General features: G+C 42.9%; 21 protein-coding genes and 2 pseudogenes. 5 read left to right on the plus strand and 18 right to left on the minus strand.

Annotation, left to right across the window (positions count from 1 at the left end; genetic code table 11):
• Window positions 1-475 precede the first annotated feature (475 nt).
• The 9 genes and pseudogenes from K6Y31_RS02925 to K6Y31_RS02965 all read right to left on the minus strand — a co-directional run bounded on the left by K6Y31_RS02925 (window position 476) and on the right by K6Y31_RS02965 (window position 7,476).
• A complete protein-coding gene (locus K6Y31_RS02925) occupies window positions 476-1,324 on the minus strand; it encodes a DUF1444 family protein (protein ID WP_233051343.1) in 849 nt (282 codons plus the stop codon).
• Window positions 1,325-1,431: 107 nt separating this feature from the next.
• A complete protein-coding gene (locus tag K6Y31_RS02930) occupies window positions 1,432-1,938 on the minus strand; it encodes a hypothetical protein (protein ID WP_233051344.1) in 507 nt (168 codons plus the stop codon).
• 423 nt (window positions 1,939-2,361) lie between these two features.
• Window positions 2,362-2,706, minus strand: coding sequence for a hypothetical protein (locus K6Y31_RS02935; protein ID WP_233051345.1), 345 nt, complete (start codon window positions 2,704-2,706; stop codon window positions 2,362-2,364).
• Between the two features lie 219 nt (window positions 2,707-2,925).
• A complete protein-coding gene (locus K6Y31_RS02940; RefSeq protein WP_233051346.1) occupies window positions 2,926-3,483 on the minus strand; it encodes a hypothetical protein in 558 nt (185 codons plus the stop codon).
• Between the two features lie 187 nt (window positions 3,484-3,670).
• Entirely contained in the window at window positions 3,671-4,144 is a 474-nt protein-coding gene (locus K6Y31_RS02945; protein WP_233051347.1) for a hypothetical protein, read from the minus strand.
• The gene (locus K6Y31_RS02950; protein WP_233051348.1) at window positions 4,098-4,499 is read right to left on the minus strand and encodes a hypothetical protein; all 402 of its coding nucleotides are present in this window, start codon (window positions 4,497-4,499) and stop codon (window positions 4,098-4,100) included. Before K6Y31_RS02950 ends, K6Y31_RS02945 begins: the two co-directional genes overlap by 47 nt.
• A gap of 43 nt (window positions 4,500-4,542) precedes the next feature.
• Window positions 4,543-5,106 carry a dihydrofolate reductase family protein gene (locus K6Y31_RS02955; protein WP_233051349.1) on the minus strand — a complete coding sequence of 188 codons (564 nt, stop codon included), beginning with the start codon at window positions 5,104-5,106 and terminating at the stop codon, window positions 4,543-4,545.
• A gap of 133 nt (window positions 5,107-5,239) precedes the next feature.
• Window positions 5,240-5,377 (minus strand): annotated as a pseudogene (locus tag K6Y31_RS02960) (excalibur calcium-binding domain-containing protein); the annotation flags it as partial.
• 1,139 nt (window positions 5,378-6,516) lie between these two features.
• Window positions 6,517-7,476 carry a nitrilase family protein gene (locus K6Y31_RS02965; RefSeq protein WP_233051350.1) on the minus strand — a complete coding sequence of 320 codons (960 nt, stop codon included), beginning with the start codon at window positions 7,474-7,476 and terminating at the stop codon, window positions 6,517-6,519.
• A gap of 95 nt (window positions 7,477-7,571) precedes the next feature.
• Between K6Y31_RS02965 and K6Y31_RS02970 the strand changes: the two genes are divergently transcribed.
• Window positions 7,572-8,450 (plus strand): LysR family transcriptional regulator, encoded by an 879-nt coding sequence (locus K6Y31_RS02970; protein WP_233051351.1) that lies wholly within the window; start codon window positions 7,572-7,574, stop codon window positions 8,448-8,450.
• Between the two features lie 216 nt (window positions 8,451-8,666).
• On the opposite strand, the gene K6Y31_RS02975 is transcribed toward K6Y31_RS02970, so the two are convergent.
• Entirely contained in the window at window positions 8,667-8,975 is a 309-nt protein-coding gene (locus K6Y31_RS02975) for a Fic/DOC family protein (RefSeq protein WP_233051352.1), read from the minus strand.
• Window positions 8,965-9,423, minus strand: a complete 459-nt coding sequence (locus K6Y31_RS02980) for a YhfG family protein (RefSeq protein ID WP_233051353.1) — start codon at window positions 9,421-9,423, stop codon at window positions 8,965-8,967. Before K6Y31_RS02980 ends, K6Y31_RS02975 begins: the two co-directional genes overlap by 11 nt.
• Before the next feature lie 55 nt (window positions 9,424-9,478).
• Between K6Y31_RS02980 and K6Y31_RS22140 the strand changes: the two genes are divergently transcribed.
• Both K6Y31_RS22140 and K6Y31_RS22145 read left to right on the plus strand, forming a co-directional pair.
• Window positions 9,479-9,745 carry a tyrosine-type recombinase/integrase gene (locus K6Y31_RS22140; RefSeq protein ID WP_251080744.1) on the plus strand — a complete coding sequence of 89 codons (267 nt, stop codon included), beginning with the start codon at window positions 9,479-9,481 and terminating at the stop codon, window positions 9,743-9,745.
• Window positions 9,746-9,836: 91 nt separating this feature from the next.
• Complete coding sequence (locus tag K6Y31_RS22145) at window positions 9,837-10,172, plus strand: tyrosine-type recombinase/integrase (RefSeq protein ID WP_251080745.1); 336 nt, start codon at window positions 9,837-9,839, stop codon at window positions 10,170-10,172.
• A 145-nt stretch (window positions 10,173-10,317) separates the two neighbouring features.
• On the opposite strand, the pseudogene K6Y31_RS02990 reads toward K6Y31_RS22145, so the two are convergent.
• The 4 genes and pseudogenes from K6Y31_RS02990 to K6Y31_RS03005 all read right to left on the minus strand — a co-directional run.
• Window positions 10,318-10,467 (minus strand): annotated as a pseudogene (locus tag K6Y31_RS02990) (IS481 family transposase); the annotation flags it as partial.
• A gap of 56 nt (window positions 10,468-10,523) precedes the next feature.
• Window positions 10,524-11,024, minus strand: a complete 501-nt coding sequence (locus K6Y31_RS02995; protein WP_233051354.1) for a hypothetical protein — start codon at window positions 11,022-11,024, stop codon at window positions 10,524-10,526.
• Window positions 11,025-11,140: 116 nt separating this feature from the next.
• Window positions 11,141-11,848 carry a hypothetical protein gene (locus tag K6Y31_RS03000; protein WP_233051355.1) on the minus strand — a complete coding sequence of 236 codons (708 nt, stop codon included), beginning with the start codon at window positions 11,846-11,848 and terminating at the stop codon, window positions 11,141-11,143.
• A gap of 136 nt (window positions 11,849-11,984) precedes the next feature.
• A complete protein-coding gene (locus K6Y31_RS03005; RefSeq protein WP_233051356.1) occupies window positions 11,985-12,317 on the minus strand; it encodes a hypothetical protein in 333 nt (110 codons plus the stop codon).
• Between the two features lie 667 nt (window positions 12,318-12,984).
• Between K6Y31_RS03005 and K6Y31_RS03010 the strand changes: the two genes are divergently transcribed.
• Window positions 12,985-13,665 carry a DUF2057 family protein gene (locus tag K6Y31_RS03010; protein ID WP_233051357.1) on the plus strand — a complete coding sequence of 227 codons (681 nt, stop codon included), beginning with the start codon at window positions 12,985-12,987 and terminating at the stop codon, window positions 13,663-13,665.
• A gap of 104 nt (window positions 13,666-13,769) precedes the next feature.
• Here the strand turns inward: K6Y31_RS03010 and K6Y31_RS03015 are convergent, their stop codons facing one another.
• The gene (locus K6Y31_RS03015) at window positions 13,770-14,657 is read right to left on the minus strand and encodes a LysR family transcriptional regulator (protein ID WP_233051358.1); all 888 of its coding nucleotides are present in this window, start codon (window positions 14,655-14,657) and stop codon (window positions 13,770-13,772) included.
• Between the two features lie 118 nt (window positions 14,658-14,775).
• Between K6Y31_RS03015 and K6Y31_RS03020 the strand changes: the two genes are divergently transcribed.
• On the plus strand, window positions 14,776-15,642 hold the full coding sequence (locus K6Y31_RS03020) for an MBL fold metallo-hydrolase (protein WP_233051359.1): 867 nt from the start codon (window positions 14,776-14,778) through the stop codon (window positions 15,640-15,642).
• A gap of 118 nt (window positions 15,643-15,760) precedes the next feature.
• Here K6Y31_RS03020 and proX read toward each other — a convergent pair whose 3' ends face one another.
• Window positions 15,761-16,768, minus strand: coding sequence for a glycine betaine/L-proline ABC transporter substrate-binding protein ProX (gene proX / locus K6Y31_RS03025; RefSeq protein ID WP_251080746.1), 1,008 nt, complete (start codon window positions 16,766-16,768; stop codon window positions 15,761-15,763).
• Window positions 16,765-17,886, minus strand: coding sequence for a glycine betaine/L-proline ABC transporter permease ProW (proW, locus tag K6Y31_RS03030; protein WP_233051360.1), 1,122 nt, complete (start codon window positions 17,884-17,886; stop codon window positions 16,765-16,767). Before proW ends, proX begins: the two co-directional genes overlap by 4 nt.

A 17,886-nucleotide genomic window follows, 5' to 3' on the forward strand; every position in this document is an offset into this window, starting at 1 on the left:
GGTCAGCCTGAGAGATCAAAAGCTCTGTAATATATTGAGTAGGCGATTTTCCTTGGCGCAACAAAGACTACTCGTATGAGGCTAGGTACCAGAGCCACAATTACTGCAAGTCGATTTGGGAAGCCGCCATTGTGCAGGGTTTATAGCTTTGTAGATTATGGGCGAATGACAGGCCTTGCACCTTAAAGTCACAACATACAGGCCAAGATAAGCTCCATATACGATGGCTATCCAATAGCTTGGAGAGATTTCTTGAAGCCCATCACTAAAGCTTGCGCCACTATCGGCAGCAATATGAACTATCACTACTGCAAGCAATATTGCTAATCGAGCATAAAACCCTAGCTCTGTTTTAGTCATCATTTCCCCCTGAAGCTAATAAAGTAAAAAGCCGCTGACGAGCACGGCAATAGGAACAATCCATTACGGCAAGGCTAACGAACCGAAACGTTCACAAATTAGAATTTGGTGCTCATTACTGCACAACTTCTATCGCACTTCGAGTCACTTTAAAAATGTTTGGCGTGAGTGAATATGGCTGCTCACTGAAGCTTTGTTGTGCTTTATCGGAAGCAAACGCTTTAAACCCAGCAGAATTGTCACCTGACCACATAATAAGAAAGTCTCGGTTTGGAAATGCAGCAAAGAATGGTTCTCCCAACTTTTCGATAACAAACGCTCTAAACTCAGGAATAAGAATGCGGGCCGCATCATAGCCATCCATAGCTTGAATGGCGATAAACTTTTCCTGTTCGAGAAACATCTGCATTGGTATTTTGTGGCTTGATTCATCAAGGTTAGATAAGGCGATGTCAGATAGCTCTGCCAGTGTGACATTCCATAATTTCAGATCTTCAGTTGTGATATACCGGTAAGTGTTTTCCTGATCTAAAACAAAGGCGATGATCACGTACTCGTCTAATTTACGATGCGCAAGTTCAACTCGGTCCAAATACTCAACAGGCGAAAACTGGGGCCTAACCTGTGACTTAGCCTCACGCCAACTGAGCAATTCTGACTTATCTGAGAGTGTTAGTTCAGGTAACAGCTGATCGAAGTGCTCACCTAACATCCCGTCAAGCTCAGTGGTCGTGGTCTTACTTTGCAAATAAAGGTTGTATAAATTCTGCAGTCCCAGTTCAATTTTACCTAACTTGATAATTTCAACTTCATCTGGCTTTTCGAAATCATATTGATCGTATTTATGCTGCACATACTCAAAAACGTATCGTTGAAATGAAGCCTTATCCATTTGCTCAGCAAATACCACATGACTAAGTAAAAGAGCCGATAAACCAATAACCTGTAAAATATTTTTAATCATCCATGAACCTTAGATAGGGAGTCCGTCCAACATTAAAATTGATGACGCCAGCACTGCCTCGACATTAATAAAATAACTTTCAGCATCTAGATTCATCATGGGCCTTTTTATACGCCATCAACACGACAAAGAATGTTTAACCTTTTAGCCAAGCTAACTACCTTTTTCACTTCACGCTCTTTATTGTCAAAGTGCCCCGCTTTAGACAGCCACTCTAATTTATGCCCATTGTTTAACATAAATGTTAAGCGGTGCCTTTTCGCGCCAAATAATTTTCGGATGCCATAAAGAGACGCTAACACGATGGCACCAAGAGGAGCTGTTTGCCCCGCAGCCAAGCTATCGCCATACAAATACAGCATCAAAAAGAGCAATAAAAGGATGCATACCACCACAACTCCAGTGACGACCGTGAGTAACGAATACTCTGCTTTGTATTTTATGGTGCTGCAATCTGCTATAGGAAAGCTCTCAAACTCAAATCCTGATTTTGATGCAAACTTCTTCTTTAAGTAAATAATGCGTTTAGTCGTTACGCCAGCAACCCGGTTAAAGTGATATCGATACTCGTCCGGTGAAACAAGCTCACTTACCGCCACCTCATTTTCAACCATCGCTTTTACATTCCTTGTATTTAGAGGGGCCAAGTTGCTAAGCTGCAGCTTACTTAGCGTCCCTAATGATCTCAAACTAACTGGCGACCCTTACTACCTTTGTACCCGCGATATAGTCATGCAAACAGCGTGAAGGCTTGCCGAATATCCAGCACAAATTAATAAGATTAAGCAGCCCCCAACCTAGAGAGCCTTGAGGCTTGCTCTGCCATAGCGACTTCCATTACCTCTTCCATGCTTTCTCCTAGTTCGGGCTAGGCCCGTTGAATACGGATGCACTTAATATTAATGATGCTCGCTGATTTAAGGCCAAATTTCATTTTCTTCTTTCAGTTAACGCCTTTAACAACAATCGTTTAATAACGCAGCTGATAAAGGCGAACTTGAATCAGCCAGCACACTCAATGACGTGCGCAAGTACGGCTAATACTTCCAGTCGTTTGCATTGGTCTCGGGAGCCCGGCACATGGAAGCCCCCATTTCAGATCTCACACCCGAGAAACACTCAAAAATATCCTGATTCATCGCCCACTTCTCTTTGCATTGCGCGACAAAATTATCTTCTAGGGTGCCGTCCTTGTAATCCTTATACATGGCAATAACCGAAGGATTCTTTTCAGGGGTTGAATAGTCCAATACCGAAGTATTCCAATCATCAATCACCTTATTCAATCGAACGCCAGCTTCCGCACATGTTTCATCAACATTGGCATTCGCTAGGCTTGAAACCAACAGCCCCAAAGATAAAACTAACGTTTTTTTAACCATTTTATTTCCTATTTTGAATGTTACATTGGGTTATGACGCATACGCGCCTTACTAACGAGTGACTAAAAGCAACTCAAAAACATTGCTAGTGTTGCTACTTGGCCCATCACACTCGGATAGACTATTTAGCCCCGCAAACAAAGCCATAATCGCGTTTATATTACGCAACCACCGCAGTAACCATGGTTTTAGACGGTGTAGCTGCCAATTTTCTTACCATTATTGATTTGCTTTTGCATGACGATATAGACGAATAATTACAGGGTCTTGTGCATCCATAAACATCAAAGCTCTGCCGTATAAAGCTTGCATGCCAAAGTCATCGAAAATGTTATTCCCCAATGGCGTGATTAAAACCTCATCCGTCACGAGCCCATCTAGGTGTAACTGTCGAATTTCATCCATGTGCTTTGCTGTGAAACCTGTCATCACAACATTAACCGCGGGATGGTTATATTGCAGCACAATATTCCCATCTTTCATCGCAATCGGCTTCATATCAGGGTGATAATTGTAAATATCCGACAGCACCTTTAATGCATAGTCGTAAGCAGCTGTATCAGATAACCTATCGGGCAACAGCACCAGCGTACCATTGCTAAACTGCACCACATCCTTTTGATCATTGGTATAAAACACCAGTTGCTTTAATATCACTGCGGCCTCAGCAGTAAAGTTTGGTCTCCAGTCTGGTACAGGCGGGAAAACTTTATTTGAAGCATGCAATGGAAAAACTCCTATAAAAAGGGCAAAAAATATAATGAAGCGATCAAACATATATTCGTAACCTTGTATTCACGTCGCCGAAGCAACTTACGAAGTGCGATACTCAATCCAGCCACAAGCCAGAGCCAATTCCAACCTCATAACAAAAGAGTTGATTTTTTAATGGATAAATAGCAATTGGCCCCTACTACAATGACAAAAGCGACAAAGGCAAAGTTAAGCGAGCTAGCCTAACCCTTTAGACAACGGCGCTTTCCTCTGATGAACTGACTTTGTTAGCTTTTCTGCCCAGAAAATAGAAAATCAAACCTAACCCGAAAGAAACAGCCATCACCATAAAGCCAGTGGTATAGTCACTAAAAATATCAAGACCACTGGTATCAACCACAGCTGCTAATTCATCGGAGTGGCTAAAAGAAAACATACTAATAGCAACCATCGCATTCAGCGCCACGGCAACTAAAAATGTTATTCCTGTTGCCTTCTTCAAACTCCCACCTCGGTAAAGAGCCAAGCCAATCCCATGAAAGATAAGTAGCGGAATGCAAATTACTCCGATTAATAAAAATTTATTAACGCCATCACCTGGAAATTTAAAAAAGGATAGAAACCCTAACATGTAAACAAAAAAACCCGATACGATGAAAAATAGAATACCTAGAACATTACGCATTGCTTGATAAATCCTCTTTTGCGCCAGAAAAGTACTCATTTGCCTTCGGCCTAAAAAGGAAAAAAGCAACAATGACAAATATAATGATACTTGGGACCAACATCGTTTTTGCTGGTGAGGTTATTAACCCTGTCAACAGAGATATCACACTCCAGCCAACATACGCCGTGCGGCCAATCCGTTTAGCCTTTAGCATTAACACGCCAGCTGCAATGGTTATGATCAAACCGATAACCATCATGGCATATTGTACTGCGAGGGGAAGTACGCTTAATTCCATCAGCTTAACTGATTCTGGATTATCGTAGAGCAGTGAACCTGAAACTACCGATATCAGGCCAGTAATAATAAAAAACCAACTAATAATAGTGATAGACAGAGGGCGAATTTTCATTTTTACTCCTTATAACTTGCGTGATGAACAGTCACTGCTGTTATCACAAGTAATTTACTTTGTAATTAATTTGAATAAAGTCGTTTGGGAAAGCTGTTGCTCTGGCGTCCACCAGCGTTAATGGTTGGGTAATTTTGCCAAAAAGTGGCACCCCATCCCCCAATAAAATTGGCGCTTTAGTGATTGTTATTTCATCGATAAGCTTAAGATTAAGAAATGATGTGATGGTAGCGCCGCCATCAATATAAGCGTGCTTGAATCCTTTACATTCTAACCTCTTGATCAGCTCAGTTACTTCGCCAGAAAACATCTCCACCCTGCCCTTTAAATTCTCCGGGACCACGTTTATCGTATTACTCAAAACAACAACATGGGTATCACTATAAGGCCATTGCTCAGCAGACAAATTCATACTAGAAATTGTCTCCATGCACTTACGTCCCATGATCATGCAATCAACAGAGGCCATAAAAACGGCAAAACCCATATCGGGATTTTTTTCCATATTCGCAGCTGGGTTGCCAGCAGTATGAAGCCAATCAACTGCGCCTTCGGTAGTAGCAATGTAGCCATCGACGCTAGTGGCAATAAAAACAGAACATTTCATTTTTAGTTCCTAAATATACTATTTATGCGCTCTCCCCTCACTTACACATAAACATACGACATACCATGGTATTGGCTGCTAGGCCGAACCGTTAGCCCTTTATTAATCAAAGGCAACTTCCCCTGCATATAACTTAAAACCGAGAGTCGTTCTCACAAGGAATACCATCATGGTCACCATCCATTTTCGTATTCGGACAGTGTTTAGTAAAAAATACAGCCTCTGCCCGAGAAGTCATTTGGCTACAGTGTTGGCGACCGTCGCACTCAAACTCTTCGTCATTCAAGATGTAGGTACCTGCAACCACCTCCTCCTTAATATTTAACATGTCGATATCAGCACTTGTTAACGTCTGTGCGTTCTGATCAGCGTATATTTGCCAACCAGCTAGCCCTACCAACGCCAAAATAAGAATTTTTTTCATTTACATTTCTCTACAAGATAATTCATCGTGGGAGCGGGCCCTTGTCGGGTCACTCCAACGCAAATCCGGACGCTCAGAACAACCGCCCCGGCTTCTCTGTTACATATTGACTCGTGCAGACTTGAACGTGACCGATAGTAAAGCAGGCTACCTTCACTTGACTCACTAACGCCTTGCTCACTGCAAAATTTAGCGTGCAGCGAGTAGTTCTTCTCGCGCAAAGTTATTGGTTAACTACTTGCACTTGAATTCTGGAATAACCCCCGTACGCCACCGTAAGAACGTGCATTTAACTACTATTTTTTCAGCTACTTAAAAACCAGCGATAACAATCAAACGATAGAAAGCACAAAGCGAGCGTTTATTTACTGCGAAAAGTATCGCAAGTTAAATGAAATAGACAGATTTCCCGCATTGTATATCAAATTAATATAAAACCAAGGCAACCTCGATTAGGGTTTGTGAACAACATCGCGCACTATTAAGCAAAACGTTAGGCACATCACTCACTGTCGCAACAACCACTATATCGGCTAACGGTCAGTTACAAAAAGGGTCGGTGTTACGTTCTGTGATTGAGGAAGAGCATTTAGGCGCCTATGGTGGGTAGCAGACCAAATGGGTCACAACGGACCGGAGATACCGTTTCGTCATGATGGCAACGACATTAAAGAGCATGACAAAAAGAGCGGGCGCGGGTTTAGTTATCAAATAGATCTCAAGACTTAAACTAATTCCACAAGACATTAATTTAAGTGTACTAGCTCAGACTTGATCTGACAGTTACCCATTTTTAATGGTGCCGTTGTCAGCTTAGATTTGAGCTAAATTCTTTTCTGCCCAAATCTTTTTACCATCAAGTAATGTTTCTAGTGGCGTTCTGCCACAGCATACTTTGCCCCAAAGTTTGTTAGGGGCTCTTTATGAAACAATATAGTCGCCAACGTATTATGCGTTGGCGACTGTTCAATAAGATGTTACGCCATCTATTTTTGCGTCGAGAATCTTGCTTGATAAGGGGTTAATTCATTCCCTTCCATTGTTAAGGAAGCATAGAGATTAGGTCTACGACCTCTGATCCAGCGCCTGCCTGTACACATATTTAGATCATTCGCATTGAGATCGGCAATAACCATATCATTATCGACGCAGTCAGTTTCAGCGATAATTTCGCCATAGGGATTGAGCACCATCGCATTCCCCGTTCTAACTTCATCCATATCAACACCAACACCGTTACTAAAGATCAGGAACATGCCATTGTCATGGGCACGCGCGGGTAGCCAACGCATTAACCACTTTCTTCCTTTAGAACCTTGCATTTCAGAACGAATCGACTCTGGATCTTGTTTACGATTATGCCAAAGCTTGGGATCAATCAACCCCATCGCATTAGGGCTGCGAGAATTCGTGCCACCTGTTTGATGAGGCGCAACTAGGATATCAGCGCCTTTTAACGCTGTTATTCGAACATTCTCGACCAAATTATTATCCCAACAAATCAGGATTCCTACACGGCATCCATGTGGCGTATCAAATACAGTGTATTCATTGCCACTTCTCATGTGTTCGCTGACAAACGTATGGAGCTTTCTGTGTTTGGCTATCTGACCATCAGGCATTGCCATTACATAAGAATTGTAAAGATCTCCGTTCTTGTCCTTTTCAATTAATCCTGCGCCGATGCTGAGTTGATATTTTTCAGACATTTCTAGCAAGCGTTGAGAAGTTTCTCCTTGCGGGATGAACTCTGACAAATCATCGACCTCTGACTTTTGCAGTGTTGAAACATGCCAGTAGCCAGTAACACACATTTCCGGGAAGACAATGATTTTTACTCCTTCTTTAGCAGCCTTTTCTGCATAACTTTGAATGATCGATAAGTTGTAATTTTTATCGTTCGCATGGTGGTTAAATTGAACAGTGGCAACACGGATATCTTTCATTATCGTTCCTCTTTTTCAGTGAATATCTGTCATTTTAAAAAACTGATTCGATTCCGTATAATGAATAAACTTCCAATTAACAATGAGCGCATGGAATGGATTTAGGTGATTTACGCACATTCTGTCAATTAGCGGAAGATGGTAATTATCGAGTAGCGTCAGAGCACTTACACATTACTCAGTCAGCTTTAACCAAGAAAATTCAACGCTTTGAGGCTTATTGTGGCGTAGTTTTATTTGAGAGAGGAAGACAAGGGGCCAGTTTGACGGCGGCAGGAATTGCTCTTTTACCTGAAGCGCAGCGAATAGTTTCAAGTTTTGAATCTTATAAATGTCTAACCCAACGAGTTGCCAAGGGCATTGCAGGAAACCTCAATATAGGTTTTGGTATATCTTCCTACCACCTTGCACCAGATTACATAGCTAAATTTAAAAAACACTACCCAGAAATCCACATTACGCTCAACGATATACCATCTCAAAAGCAGTCAGAATCCTTACTTCTAGGGGAGCTTCACCTCAGTTTTAGTCGACTACCAGCTGTAGCTCCACTGAAGGGCGTGAAACTCAGTACAGATCACCTAGTGCTTGCGACGCATAGAAGCCAAATCATAGACAAAAAAAAATTGTGGTTTTCGTTAGATTCAATCGATTATTTAAAGCTTAATCCTGAACGAGGCATGGGCCTAAGCCAACAAATAAACATGCTATTAGAAGAGCATGGAAAAAAACTGAATGTAGTTCAAGAGGCTGATGATATTCAAACATTGTTGGCACTAGTCTCTGCAAATTTGGGATTCACTATTGTTCCTGCAAGTGTAAAGCATATTGCAAATGAGCATGTCGCTTTTTGGGAACTTTCAGGGGAAAGCAGCTCATGGGATGTAGGCCTAATTTGGAATGACCAGTTAGAGAGCTTTGCAAAAGATAATTTCATTCAATTTGTGGAGAAGATGCAAATTGAACGTCGTTGATTCTATGGGTGTGCTGTAACTCATTTTGGGTCCAAAAGTGAGTTGTATTGAGAGTAAATTGTAAGAGCGAATCCTACTAGATAAACTGAATCATCGGAACGCTTGTAAATTGGTACACCTGTACTGGACAGCACAATAGGACCAAGCTCCCCTCAAATAGCACGTTAGTAGCACGAGCTTTTATAGAATGGTAAAAAACACATTTAAAATAACAACTTAAGATTTCATGGGCGCGGGTTCAATTCTGCTGATGTTACAAAAACGTGTATTCCCTTTTGATATATCGATGGTTCTCAGCTCACCGGCCCAAGTGAATAAATCAACAGAAAGCAGACGATGAATTGAACATAGGTACGCGAAATCGTAAGGGGGTAATTGAAACTCAATATACATCGCAGCGAGTGTCGTTAAGTCACGCTCCGCTGCTTCTAACACCACTTCATCGGTAATATTGAGCTTATTAACCAACACGTTACTGTTGTCATAAGTATAAGGTTCTTGCGTTGTGCCATATTTATCTATCATTGAGAGCGGCCAACGAACTGACATTCGAGTATTTTTCAATCAGCATTTGCCGCTGCTGCTCCCTATTAAGTGACGGGTCTAAATCACTGGCCACGTCATGTCCCTCTAAGCGCGTACTTTCTCTGAAGTTATTCATTTTAACTTTCTCAAAATACGCATGCTTCTCTTCGTAAGTCGAAATCAAAGAGCGATGAGGCATGACGAGATCGATAGCATTTAGCTGGGATTGAATGGCTTGGCCAGATTCAAACACACCCCAACTATTGATAGTAAAACGAAACGTTCGCCCTTGGCGCTCTCTTTGGATATCCAACCCTAAATTTTCTACTAATGAATGAACAACAGATTGTACTTTTCGCTCAGAGATGCCCGTAGCCGCAACAATGGCTTGAGTGTTGGGTGATTCTAATCGCGTCATTGCAGCTAGCACTAATAATTCGTATTTCATGGTTTCCTCGCACATTTATGCGGATGTAGCACCAGTTTACTACTCGAAGGGGGGGATGGCCAACCCATGCACCGCTGTTAAGCCGCATCAATACATGAAAAAGCAAGACAAGGTATCAACCACCGGCGAACACCGCGATGTTGACCCGTTCAAACCTGCAGGGATTGATGCCATCCTATCGGCATGTCGTAACCAAGCCGAGCGTAACCTGATTCAATTTGCCTTCTTCAGTGGCTTAAGGTCATCAGAGCTGGCCGGATTAAAATGGCGAGACATAAACCTGTTAAGCAGAGAAGTCAGAATTAAAGAAGCCCAAATGTAATAAATCGTATTCCGAGCCCCAGCGAATAAAGAGTCCATCACCAAAGGGGGAAGGCCCCAAAACATCATCTGGAATTCGTAACATTGAGTTATTGCCAGAGGCCATTGAAGCACTAACAAGCCAACAGGCCATCACCGAAGCCAAAAGCGAGTTTGTGTTTGAACAGCCCAAGCAAGGCAAACCACTGACCGGTGCGGATCAAATAAGAAAGAACATTTGGGTGCAGGTGCTCGAGCGTTCAAACGTGCGCTATCGTCACCCTTACCAAACAAGGCACACCTTCGCCACCATGCTGATCAGCCGCGGCGCGAACCTATGGTGGGTTGCTGACCAAATGGGCCACAACGGACCTGAAATGCTGTTCCGGCATTATGGTAATTACATCAAAGAGCACGATAAAAAGAGCGGGCGCGGGTTCAGCTCTTAAATAGACATCTAGGCTTAAACTAAATCACTCCACTAAATTCTTAACATATAGCATTGATGAATAATCAGAAAAAACGTCATCAATTAATTGTACTAGCTCAGACTTGATCTGACAGTTACCCATTTTTAATGGTGCCGTTGTCAGCTTAGATTTGAGCTAAATTCTTTTCTGCACAAATCTTTTTACCATCAAGTAATGTTTCTAGTGGCGTTCTGCCACAACATACTTTGCCCTGATGTGTGCGTTCATTATTGTAATAATTCATCCACTCGTCCAGATCCTTTTGCAGCTCTTTGAATACAACGCATAGTAAAAATGCCACGCGTTGCAAATCACTCTTAAACAGTTTGCCTAAGAAAACTGAAATTCCCCACCATGCTCTTCCATTATAAATGAAAGGTCTTGTGCAGCATTTTGGAATATTTCTTGGATGATTCCTTGGATCCCATACCACTGCTGAGACAACTGATAATCAGAATATATTGTGTCATCAGAAAAATCGACGCCAGCTAAGTGAGCAACTTTGGCTAAACCAAAGACTAAATCAAAAGTAATCGGCTCACCTAAACGATGTGCTAACCTGTTTCTAATACGATTCATTTCGATCAAAAAATCAGCCATTGATTGCCAAATTAAACCGCGATTTAGCGCTAAATTAACCTTATTAGGAAAACTAATGTTAAATGGGTTTATCTTCTCACTATCGTCAAGCTTCAACTCTATTAATTGAACTAATACTGACTCAAGCAATAAATGACCTGCTAGATATGCACCCAACTCAGCGTTGTTGAATAATTCGAGAATGTGCTCAAGATCTGGTGTTTCTCTATCTTCCCAAATGTTATCTATCATATAAGCCCACTTACTATTGGATTAGGCTAGCGCCGCATAAAGCGGACTAAAACAGTGGGTTAAAATGTGTAGCGAAGCGAAACGTAACCAACTGTTTTTTAATATTAAATACCTTTTTAGCTGTCATTTTTTAATTTATGTTGTTTGATAACTTCCACTACCGAATCTGATAATTCACTGGTAACTAGTGATATTAATTCAGATACATTCTCAATATAACTAGCGGATAGATTAACTTGCCCCGTAGAAATTGTTATGCCTTCTACACCTTCTATCACGTCATTACTCTGTAGCTTCCCACCGTTATGCGCCCAAGCATTTCTGATATGTCTAACTTCACCATTTAGTCGTTCAACAGCAGGAGCAAAGCTTTCAGACTCTGACTCTAAACACCCCAGACGTTTAAAGCTATTTAGAATATGTATAAACTGACTAACACATTCCCCTTTTTTCTTCTTAGGTAACTCTGGTTTTCGACCTAGCATAGAAGCAACATGTGAATAATAATTTGTAAATTCACATTCATATAAGGCCCACATACTTATCAGCATTGATTGTCTTTGATACATAGGCATGACATCTGTGAAGATTTCCCTAATGTTATAACCATGCTCTGTAACAGCACCAATTCTTTCAACTGGGTACTCAATTAGTTCTCCAGGGTCATCAGCATAAGATTGGTGCCACCCTTCATGCCAATCTGTTTCAATATGGTCGTCTATGTTGAATATAAAATCCGATATTTGCTTTTCCTGCTGCTCATGAAAAGCTTGTAACAATTCTAATTCTTCTGATACAAACCTTGTTGGTATTTGGAAAAACACTTATTACTCCTAATAAACGAGGATACCACTGACAGCTAACGTTTATCTTCACCGGCGAAAAAACGCGCAGCGGTTTTGAGTCCTTGCCCGGCTGGGCGTAGCCCAGGACTTATAGGGCACATGGTGCAAGAATTTGTTATGAGCCTTCATATGCTTCTTTGTAGCTATACCCCAGACTTACTAAAAGATCTTCAAAGAACCCCATATCCTGAACTTCATGTACACTCTCAGTTGCGATACATAGGATCATTCTGACTTTTGTCATATCAGAATTATCAGTAAGCCTCGGACCTCCATTAAGATCAACCCATGACCATAGCTCTTGCTTAATCACATCAAACTTCTGAGGCACGCCGTCATTCCAATATGTCTTCGACAATGAAAAGGCTTTTTGTGCAACTTCGATATCAGGTATACCAAGCTTTTCGATCCAAGAAATCATATGCTTCGCGTATTCATTTTCATTCATATGCCTGAACCTTTCCTAGCTCATAACAGCTTATTAGATCCCAAAGTGGGGTGATAAAATACCCCAAAACGGCGTCTAAAACATACCCTCAATATTTACACTATTTTTATCCAAGGTAAACAGTAACTTATCGGTTTATCTCAGCATCCCGGTTGTATTCAGACAAAACTGTGACTAAGAATATATGCGGTTGGGGCAAGTGCTAACTCATTCTGTTCAAGGTGAGTAGTGTCGAGGGTAAATTGTAAGATTGGAGCACACTCGATACACTGAACTTCAGATCGCTTATGAATTGGTACATCTGTACTTAGCCACACAATAGAGCCAAGCTCCCCCAAATAGCACGTTAGTAGCACGAACTTTCAGATGATTGCAAAAACCAATTTAAAAACAAACAGTTAAAATTTTATCGATGCGGGTTCAACTCCCGCGTCGCAACACCCCAACCACCGCGTTTTTACTCGCTTTGCAAACGTCGCGATGCCAACAAACCAACACCTTCATAAAAATGTCAAATTTAGCACTTATTCTGTCTTGTAATTCGCCAGTTAAAACGGCAACCTCAATATCACATTTACAATCTCACTTTATAGCGCGTTGCCACGGTGTGCTCACTAACTGCCCGCGTTATAACTAGCAAGCTTACTACCATAAAAGGTTTTAAATAATGCGTATTATCAAACCATTAGCTTTAGCTATGGCTCTGTCAATGAGTGCGGCGGCGCAGGCTGATGTTACTTTAACCGTACCTGAAAATGTTAACTTATTAGTGGCTAATGGCGAAAAGGTGGAGCTGTCGAGCGGCCTATTTTCAAGTAACAACACGCTGGTGTTGCCTAATGGCGAAAACCAAATTGTGTTTCGCTATGAGGCCGCTTTCAATAAAGCAGGGGAAGAAATCAGCGCGGTAAGTGACACCATTATTGCTAAGTTCACAGCCAGTGATAGCCAGGCGTCATTTGTACTGCCTGATTATAAAAGCTATCGCAGCGCCGAGAAGAACATCAGCAACCTTAAGTGGCAGCTAGTTGACCAGTCAGGTAACACTATTGCCAAGGTTGAAGATAAGCTGACCAAAGAAGGCATGCAACTGGGTCGCGACTATGTTGATGAGGCCAAAGACTACAACCAAGCAGGCGGTAAAGCAGCTATCGTTCTCGCGGGTGGCGCAGGTGCCAGCACGGCTATCGCGCTACAGAAGACCGCAACAACAAACGCTCAGTCAAGTGCTGGCGCTAATACAGCCAAGCAAGTTGATAGCGGAACAGCTGAAGAGATGCTGCATTTTTGGTACAACCGCGCAGACAAAGCAACGCAACAACGCTTTAAAGACTTTATAAACCAGTAAGTCCCCAACCCTAAAACCGGTTAGCAAGCGCTGCGCTTTGCTAACCGACTACCTGCCCTTGTCCTTAAACTGTTAACACACTCTTGATTACTCCTTAAATAATCCTACCAAGGATGATCAGCAAAGTATTGTTCAAGGTGATCAATCAAGGCGCGCACTGCGGGCGACAGATGTTTACGTGACGAGTACAGGGCGTAAATCTTCATTTCATTGGGTTGCCATTGCGGCAGTACGTGGCAAAGTTCGCCAGATTTAATGTACTTATTGGCTAAATAAGTGGGCTGCAACGACACCCCCGCCCCGCTAATGCTGGCATAGAGTAAGGTTGTGGCTTCATTCGCGGTTAAGTGACAAGACACTTCAACGGCCTCAAACTGGTCGTCTTTGGCTAAATGCCACACGCTCCAAGCAAAGTTTTTATAGCCTAAGCAGCGGTGCGCGGTTAGATCTTGCGGCTGCATGATTGGCGCGGCTTGCGCTAAGTAATCAGGGGCGGCAACCAATACCGATTCACACACGCCAATGGGTTTGCCGATAAGTGCATCTGACGGTGAGGCGGTAACACGAATGGCAAGATCAATTTGTTGCTCGGTCATGTCTTTTACCGTGTCTTGCACATCCAGGTCGATAAATATTTGCGGGTGTTGGTCTTGAAATGCTTTTATTGCTGGCGCCAGTAAAGACAAGCCTAACGACACACTGGTGGCTATTTTTACTCGTCCGGTTAAGGCAAGCGGATCGGCGCCATATAACGCGAGTTTTTCCCCTTGCTCTAACCAGGTTTCTATCTCTTTTAAGCAGGTTTCACCGGCGCTGGTTAAGGTCACTTTGCGGGTGGTGCGGTGCAATAAGCGCGTTTGCAACCAAGCTTCCATGCCGTCTACATAGCGGGTAACCATGCTTCGTGACATATCCAGCCGGTCGGCTGCGGCGGTAAAACTGCCGCAATGCACTACATCAATAAACACTTTTGCTGCCGTTAATCTGTCCATCACTTGCTCACAATATGAAACAATGATGTTCAGTATTGTCTATTTTTCTGAGCGGATCAAATCTCTACTATACATCTCGAAGACAACAAACGCTCAATAAGACATTTTGGAGATAGATATGAAAAAGTTAGCCCTATTAACAGCAGCCACTCTACTTAGCCACTCAGCATTCGCAGAAGTTGCTAAACCACTTACCCTAAAAGTTTACAACGCAGATGAAAGTAGCTTTCATGTTAACTCAACGCTGGTTTACGGCGAAAACGAAGCCTTAGTGGTTGATACGGGTTTTTCTAAAGCCGACGCGCTGCGCATTGCGGCCAATGTTCTAGACTCAGGCAAAACCTTAAAAACTATTTTTATTAGCCAAGCGGATCCAGATTATTACTTTGGCGCAGAAGTACTGCATAAGATGTTTCCTGATGCAGCCATCATCACCACGCCAGCGGTACGCGCGGTAATAGAACAAAAGATGAAGGGTAAGCTTGCGTTTTGGGCACCCAAAATGGGCGCTAATGCGCCGGTTAATCCGATCATTCCAACCGCTTACACTGCTAGCACGATTACCATTGATGGGGTTGAAATTGATATTAAAGGTGCACAAGGCAAGTTAGCTCACCGCCCTTACTTATGGATCCCTGCGAATAAGGCTATTTTGGGTAATGTGGCTGTTTATGGCAACTTACACCTGTGGATGGCGGATGCACAATCAGATGAAGAGCAACAGGCATGGTCAAAGCAGTTAAAAGAAATGCAGTCACTTAAGCCTGAAGTAGTGATCCCCGGCCATATGAAAAAAGGCACGGCGCTGGATCTATCAAATGTACAGTATTCTTTGTCTTACTTAGCAACGTTTGCCAGCGAAAAAAACCAAGCTAAAAACAGTGCTGAGCTAATTAACGCCATGAGCCAAGCTTACCCACAAGCAGCAATGCCGTTAGCTCTTGAGATTGGTGCAAAAGTGCATACCGGTGAAATGGCTTGGTAATACTGGGGGTTGGCCTAACAAAGTTGATTTCTCAGCCTTACTAAGTTTTAGCCACTGAAAATAAAACAGGCCGCTGAGCGGCCTGTTGAAAACAATTTACTATTTAGTAGCAGCGCTATTACATGGCTGCTTTTTTCGCTTCTGCAATCCAGCCATCAAAGGTGGCTTTGTTTGCTGCAATCCAGCCATTAGCGTGTGCTTCAATGTCTGCTGAGCTATTTTTACCTTGGCTCATCATCATGTTTTGCGCACTGACCGCGTTAATGTCCAACTTCATAATTTCAAATAATTTAGCCGCGGCTGGGTTTTTCTCAGTAAACTCTTTATTAGCAACAATGCGCATTGAGTTCATTTCAAAGCCGTAGTTTTTACCATTTGGCAGCGTGGTATCAATGTCTTTACGCTCACCCGGCAATGCTGAGAATGGCACTTCTAACCAAACAACATCTTTACCCGGTACTAATACACCACTTACCCAGTAAGGTGTCCACGTGTAATACAAAATTGGGTCACCTTTTTTGTAACGTGAAATGGTGTCGGCAATAATAGCGGCATAGTTACCTTGGTTATGGGTCACCGTGTCACGTAATTTGTAAGCGGTTAAATGCTCTTCAACCACTAACTCACAACCCCAGCCTGGGTTACAGCCGGTTAGATCGGCCTTGCCGTCACCGTTGGCATCAAATAGTTTGGCAATTTTCGGGTCGGTTAATTGGCTAACATTGGTAATGCCATATTTTTCAGCGGTTTTTTTATCGATTAAGTAACCTTGTGCAGCACCACTGATGTATTCGCCAGTGCGAGAGAAGCTTTCATCGCCGCCCGACATGGTGTATTTATCTGCGTGCAGTGGAAACCAACCTACCGCAAGGAAAGTTGCGTCACCTTTGGCTATTGAGGTGTAGCCAACGTTGTAGTCCACTTCTTTTGTTTCTTTAACGTCATAACCCAGTGCTTCTAACGCTTTGTTAACGATCAAAGTTTGGAAGGTTTCTTCGGCCACGGTTGATTGCACGGGTTGCACTGTCACCCCTTCACCAGGTAAAGATTCAGCCAATGCTGCACCACTTAATGTGGCACTGGTTAGTAGGCTTACAGCCATGGTTTTAGCCCATGAATAACTCATTTTGACTCTCCTGTTTGATTAACTGATTTTTTCGGTTTAGAAACAACATTTAACACTAGTGCTACAGGTCCACTGTGAAACCAACGCGCTTTGTTATCGCGCGATTTAGCACCAATCGATTGGGTGATCCGGTCAAGTAGAATAGCTAAGATAACAATACCTAGCCCACCTACAGCCGCTAAGCCCATATCAAGACGACCAATACCACGTAGTACCATTTGACCAAGGCCACCTACCGCGATCATCGAGGCAATCACTACCATAGACAAAGACAGCATTAAGGTTTGGTTAACGCCCGCCATAATGGTTGGCATCGCCAGTGGTAATTGAATACGATAGAGCATTTGTTTTGAGTTTGCGCCAAATGAATGGCCTGCTTCTATTAGCTCTTCTGGCACTTGATGTATGCCGAGAATGGTTAAGCGCACTACCGGCGGCAGGGCAAAGATGATGGTGACCACTACGCCGGGCACATTACCAATACCAAATAGCATGACAATGGGCACCAAGTAGACGAAGGCCGGTGTGGTTTGCATGGCATCTAACACTGGCCGGACAAATTGGGCGGCGGTTTTACTGCGTGCCAGCCAAATGCCAAGGGGCAAGCCGATCACTAAACAAAAGAACACCGATGTCATGACCAACGATAAGGTGGTCATGGCCTCAGGCCAAGCGCCAATCAAGCCAATAATAAGCAATGAAAACAGTGCTGCTACGCCTAATCGAATGCCAGCGAACTGCCATGCAAATAGAAACAAGATCAGCAACATGAAGGGTGCGGGAGTAGAAACCAAGGTGGTTTCAAAGGTACTTAGAATAAAATCAATCGGTATCCGAATAGCTTGAAATAACGGTCGGCCATGTTCAACTAGCCAGTTAAGCCCGGTTTCAACCCAATTATCAAAAGGAATAATTGCATCTTGAAACGGGTGCAGCCAATCAAATTGGACTGATTCTGTCGGCGCACTGTTTAGCCAATCATTGGCCCCTGATGCGGTGTCAGTGGCCCAAGGGTTAGTGCTCGTCGCATCCGATGCACTACCACCCCAAGGATCAGCACTCGGTACCTCTGTTGGGCTACTGGCCCATGGGTCATTACTCTTCTCTGCTTCAGCCAT

Origin of the sequence: Motilimonas cestriensis, assembly GCF_021295315.1 — a bacterium.
Lineage (GTDB): Bacteria > Pseudomonadota > Gammaproteobacteria > Enterobacterales > CBDFNC01 > Motilimonas > Motilimonas cestriensis.

Bases quoted from the DNA above. Each gene is read 5' to 3' on its own strand.
- K6Y31_RS02925 (WP_233051343.1), bottom strand. From the start codon at position 1,324: ATGATTAAAAATATTTTACAGGTTATTGGTTTATCGGCTCTTTTACTT.
- K6Y31_RS02930 (WP_233051344.1), bottom strand. From the start codon at position 1,938: ATGGTTGAAAATGAGGTGGCGGTAAGTGAGCTTGTTTCACCGGACGAG.
- K6Y31_RS02935 (WP_233051345.1), bottom strand. From the start codon at position 2,706: ATGGTTAAAAAAACGTTAGTTTTATCTTTGGGGCTGTTGGTTTCAAGC.
- K6Y31_RS02940 (WP_233051346.1), bottom strand. From the start codon at position 3,483: ATGTTTGATCGCTTCATTATATTTTTTGCCCTTTTTATAGGAGTTTTT.
- K6Y31_RS02945 (WP_233051347.1), bottom strand. From the start codon at position 4,144: ATGAGTACTTTTCTGGCGCAAAAGAGGATTTATCAAGCAATGCGTAAT.
- K6Y31_RS02950 (WP_233051348.1), bottom strand. From the start codon at position 4,499: ATGAAAATTCGCCCTCTGTCTATCACTATTATTAGTTGGTTTTTTATT.
- K6Y31_RS02955 (WP_233051349.1), bottom strand. From the start codon at position 5,106: ATGAAATGTTCTGTTTTTATTGCCACTAGCGTCGATGGCTACATTGCT.
- K6Y31_RS02965 (WP_233051350.1), bottom strand. From the start codon at position 7,476: ATGAAAGATATCCGTGTTGCCACTGTTCAATTTAACCACCATGCGAAC.
- K6Y31_RS02970 (WP_233051351.1), top strand. From the start codon at position 7,572: ATGGATTTAGGTGATTTACGCACATTCTGTCAATTAGCGGAAGATGGT.
- K6Y31_RS02975 (WP_233051352.1), bottom strand. From the start codon at position 8,975: ATGATAGATAAATATGGCACAACGCAAGAACCTTATACTTATGACAAC.
- K6Y31_RS02980 (WP_233051353.1), bottom strand. From the start codon at position 9,423: ATGAAATACGAATTATTAGTGCTAGCTGCAATGACGCGATTAGAATCA.
- K6Y31_RS22140 (WP_251080744.1), top strand. From the start codon at position 9,479: ATGGCCAACCCATGCACCGCTGTTAAGCCGCATCAATACATGAAAAAG.
- K6Y31_RS02995 (WP_233051354.1), bottom strand. From the start codon at position 11,024: ATGATAGATAACATTTGGGAAGATAGAGAAACACCAGATCTTGAGCAC.
- K6Y31_RS03005 (WP_233051356.1), bottom strand. From the start codon at position 12,317: ATGAATGAAAATGAATACGCGAAGCATATGATTTCTTGGATCGAAAAG.
- K6Y31_RS03010 (WP_233051357.1), top strand. From the start codon at position 12,985: ATGCGTATTATCAAACCATTAGCTTTAGCTATGGCTCTGTCAATGAGT.
- K6Y31_RS03015 (WP_233051358.1), bottom strand. From the start codon at position 14,657: ATGGACAGATTAACGGCAGCAAAAGTGTTTATTGATGTAGTGCATTGC.
- K6Y31_RS03020 (WP_233051359.1), top strand. From the start codon at position 14,776: ATGAAAAAGTTAGCCCTATTAACAGCAGCCACTCTACTTAGCCACTCA.
- proX (WP_251080746.1), bottom strand. From the start codon at position 16,768: ATGAGTTATTCATGGGCTAAAACCATGGCTGTAAGCCTACTAACCAGT.
- proW (WP_233051360.1), bottom strand. From the start codon at position 17,886: ATGGCTGAAGCAGAGAAGAGTAATGACCCATGGGCCAGTAGCCCAACA.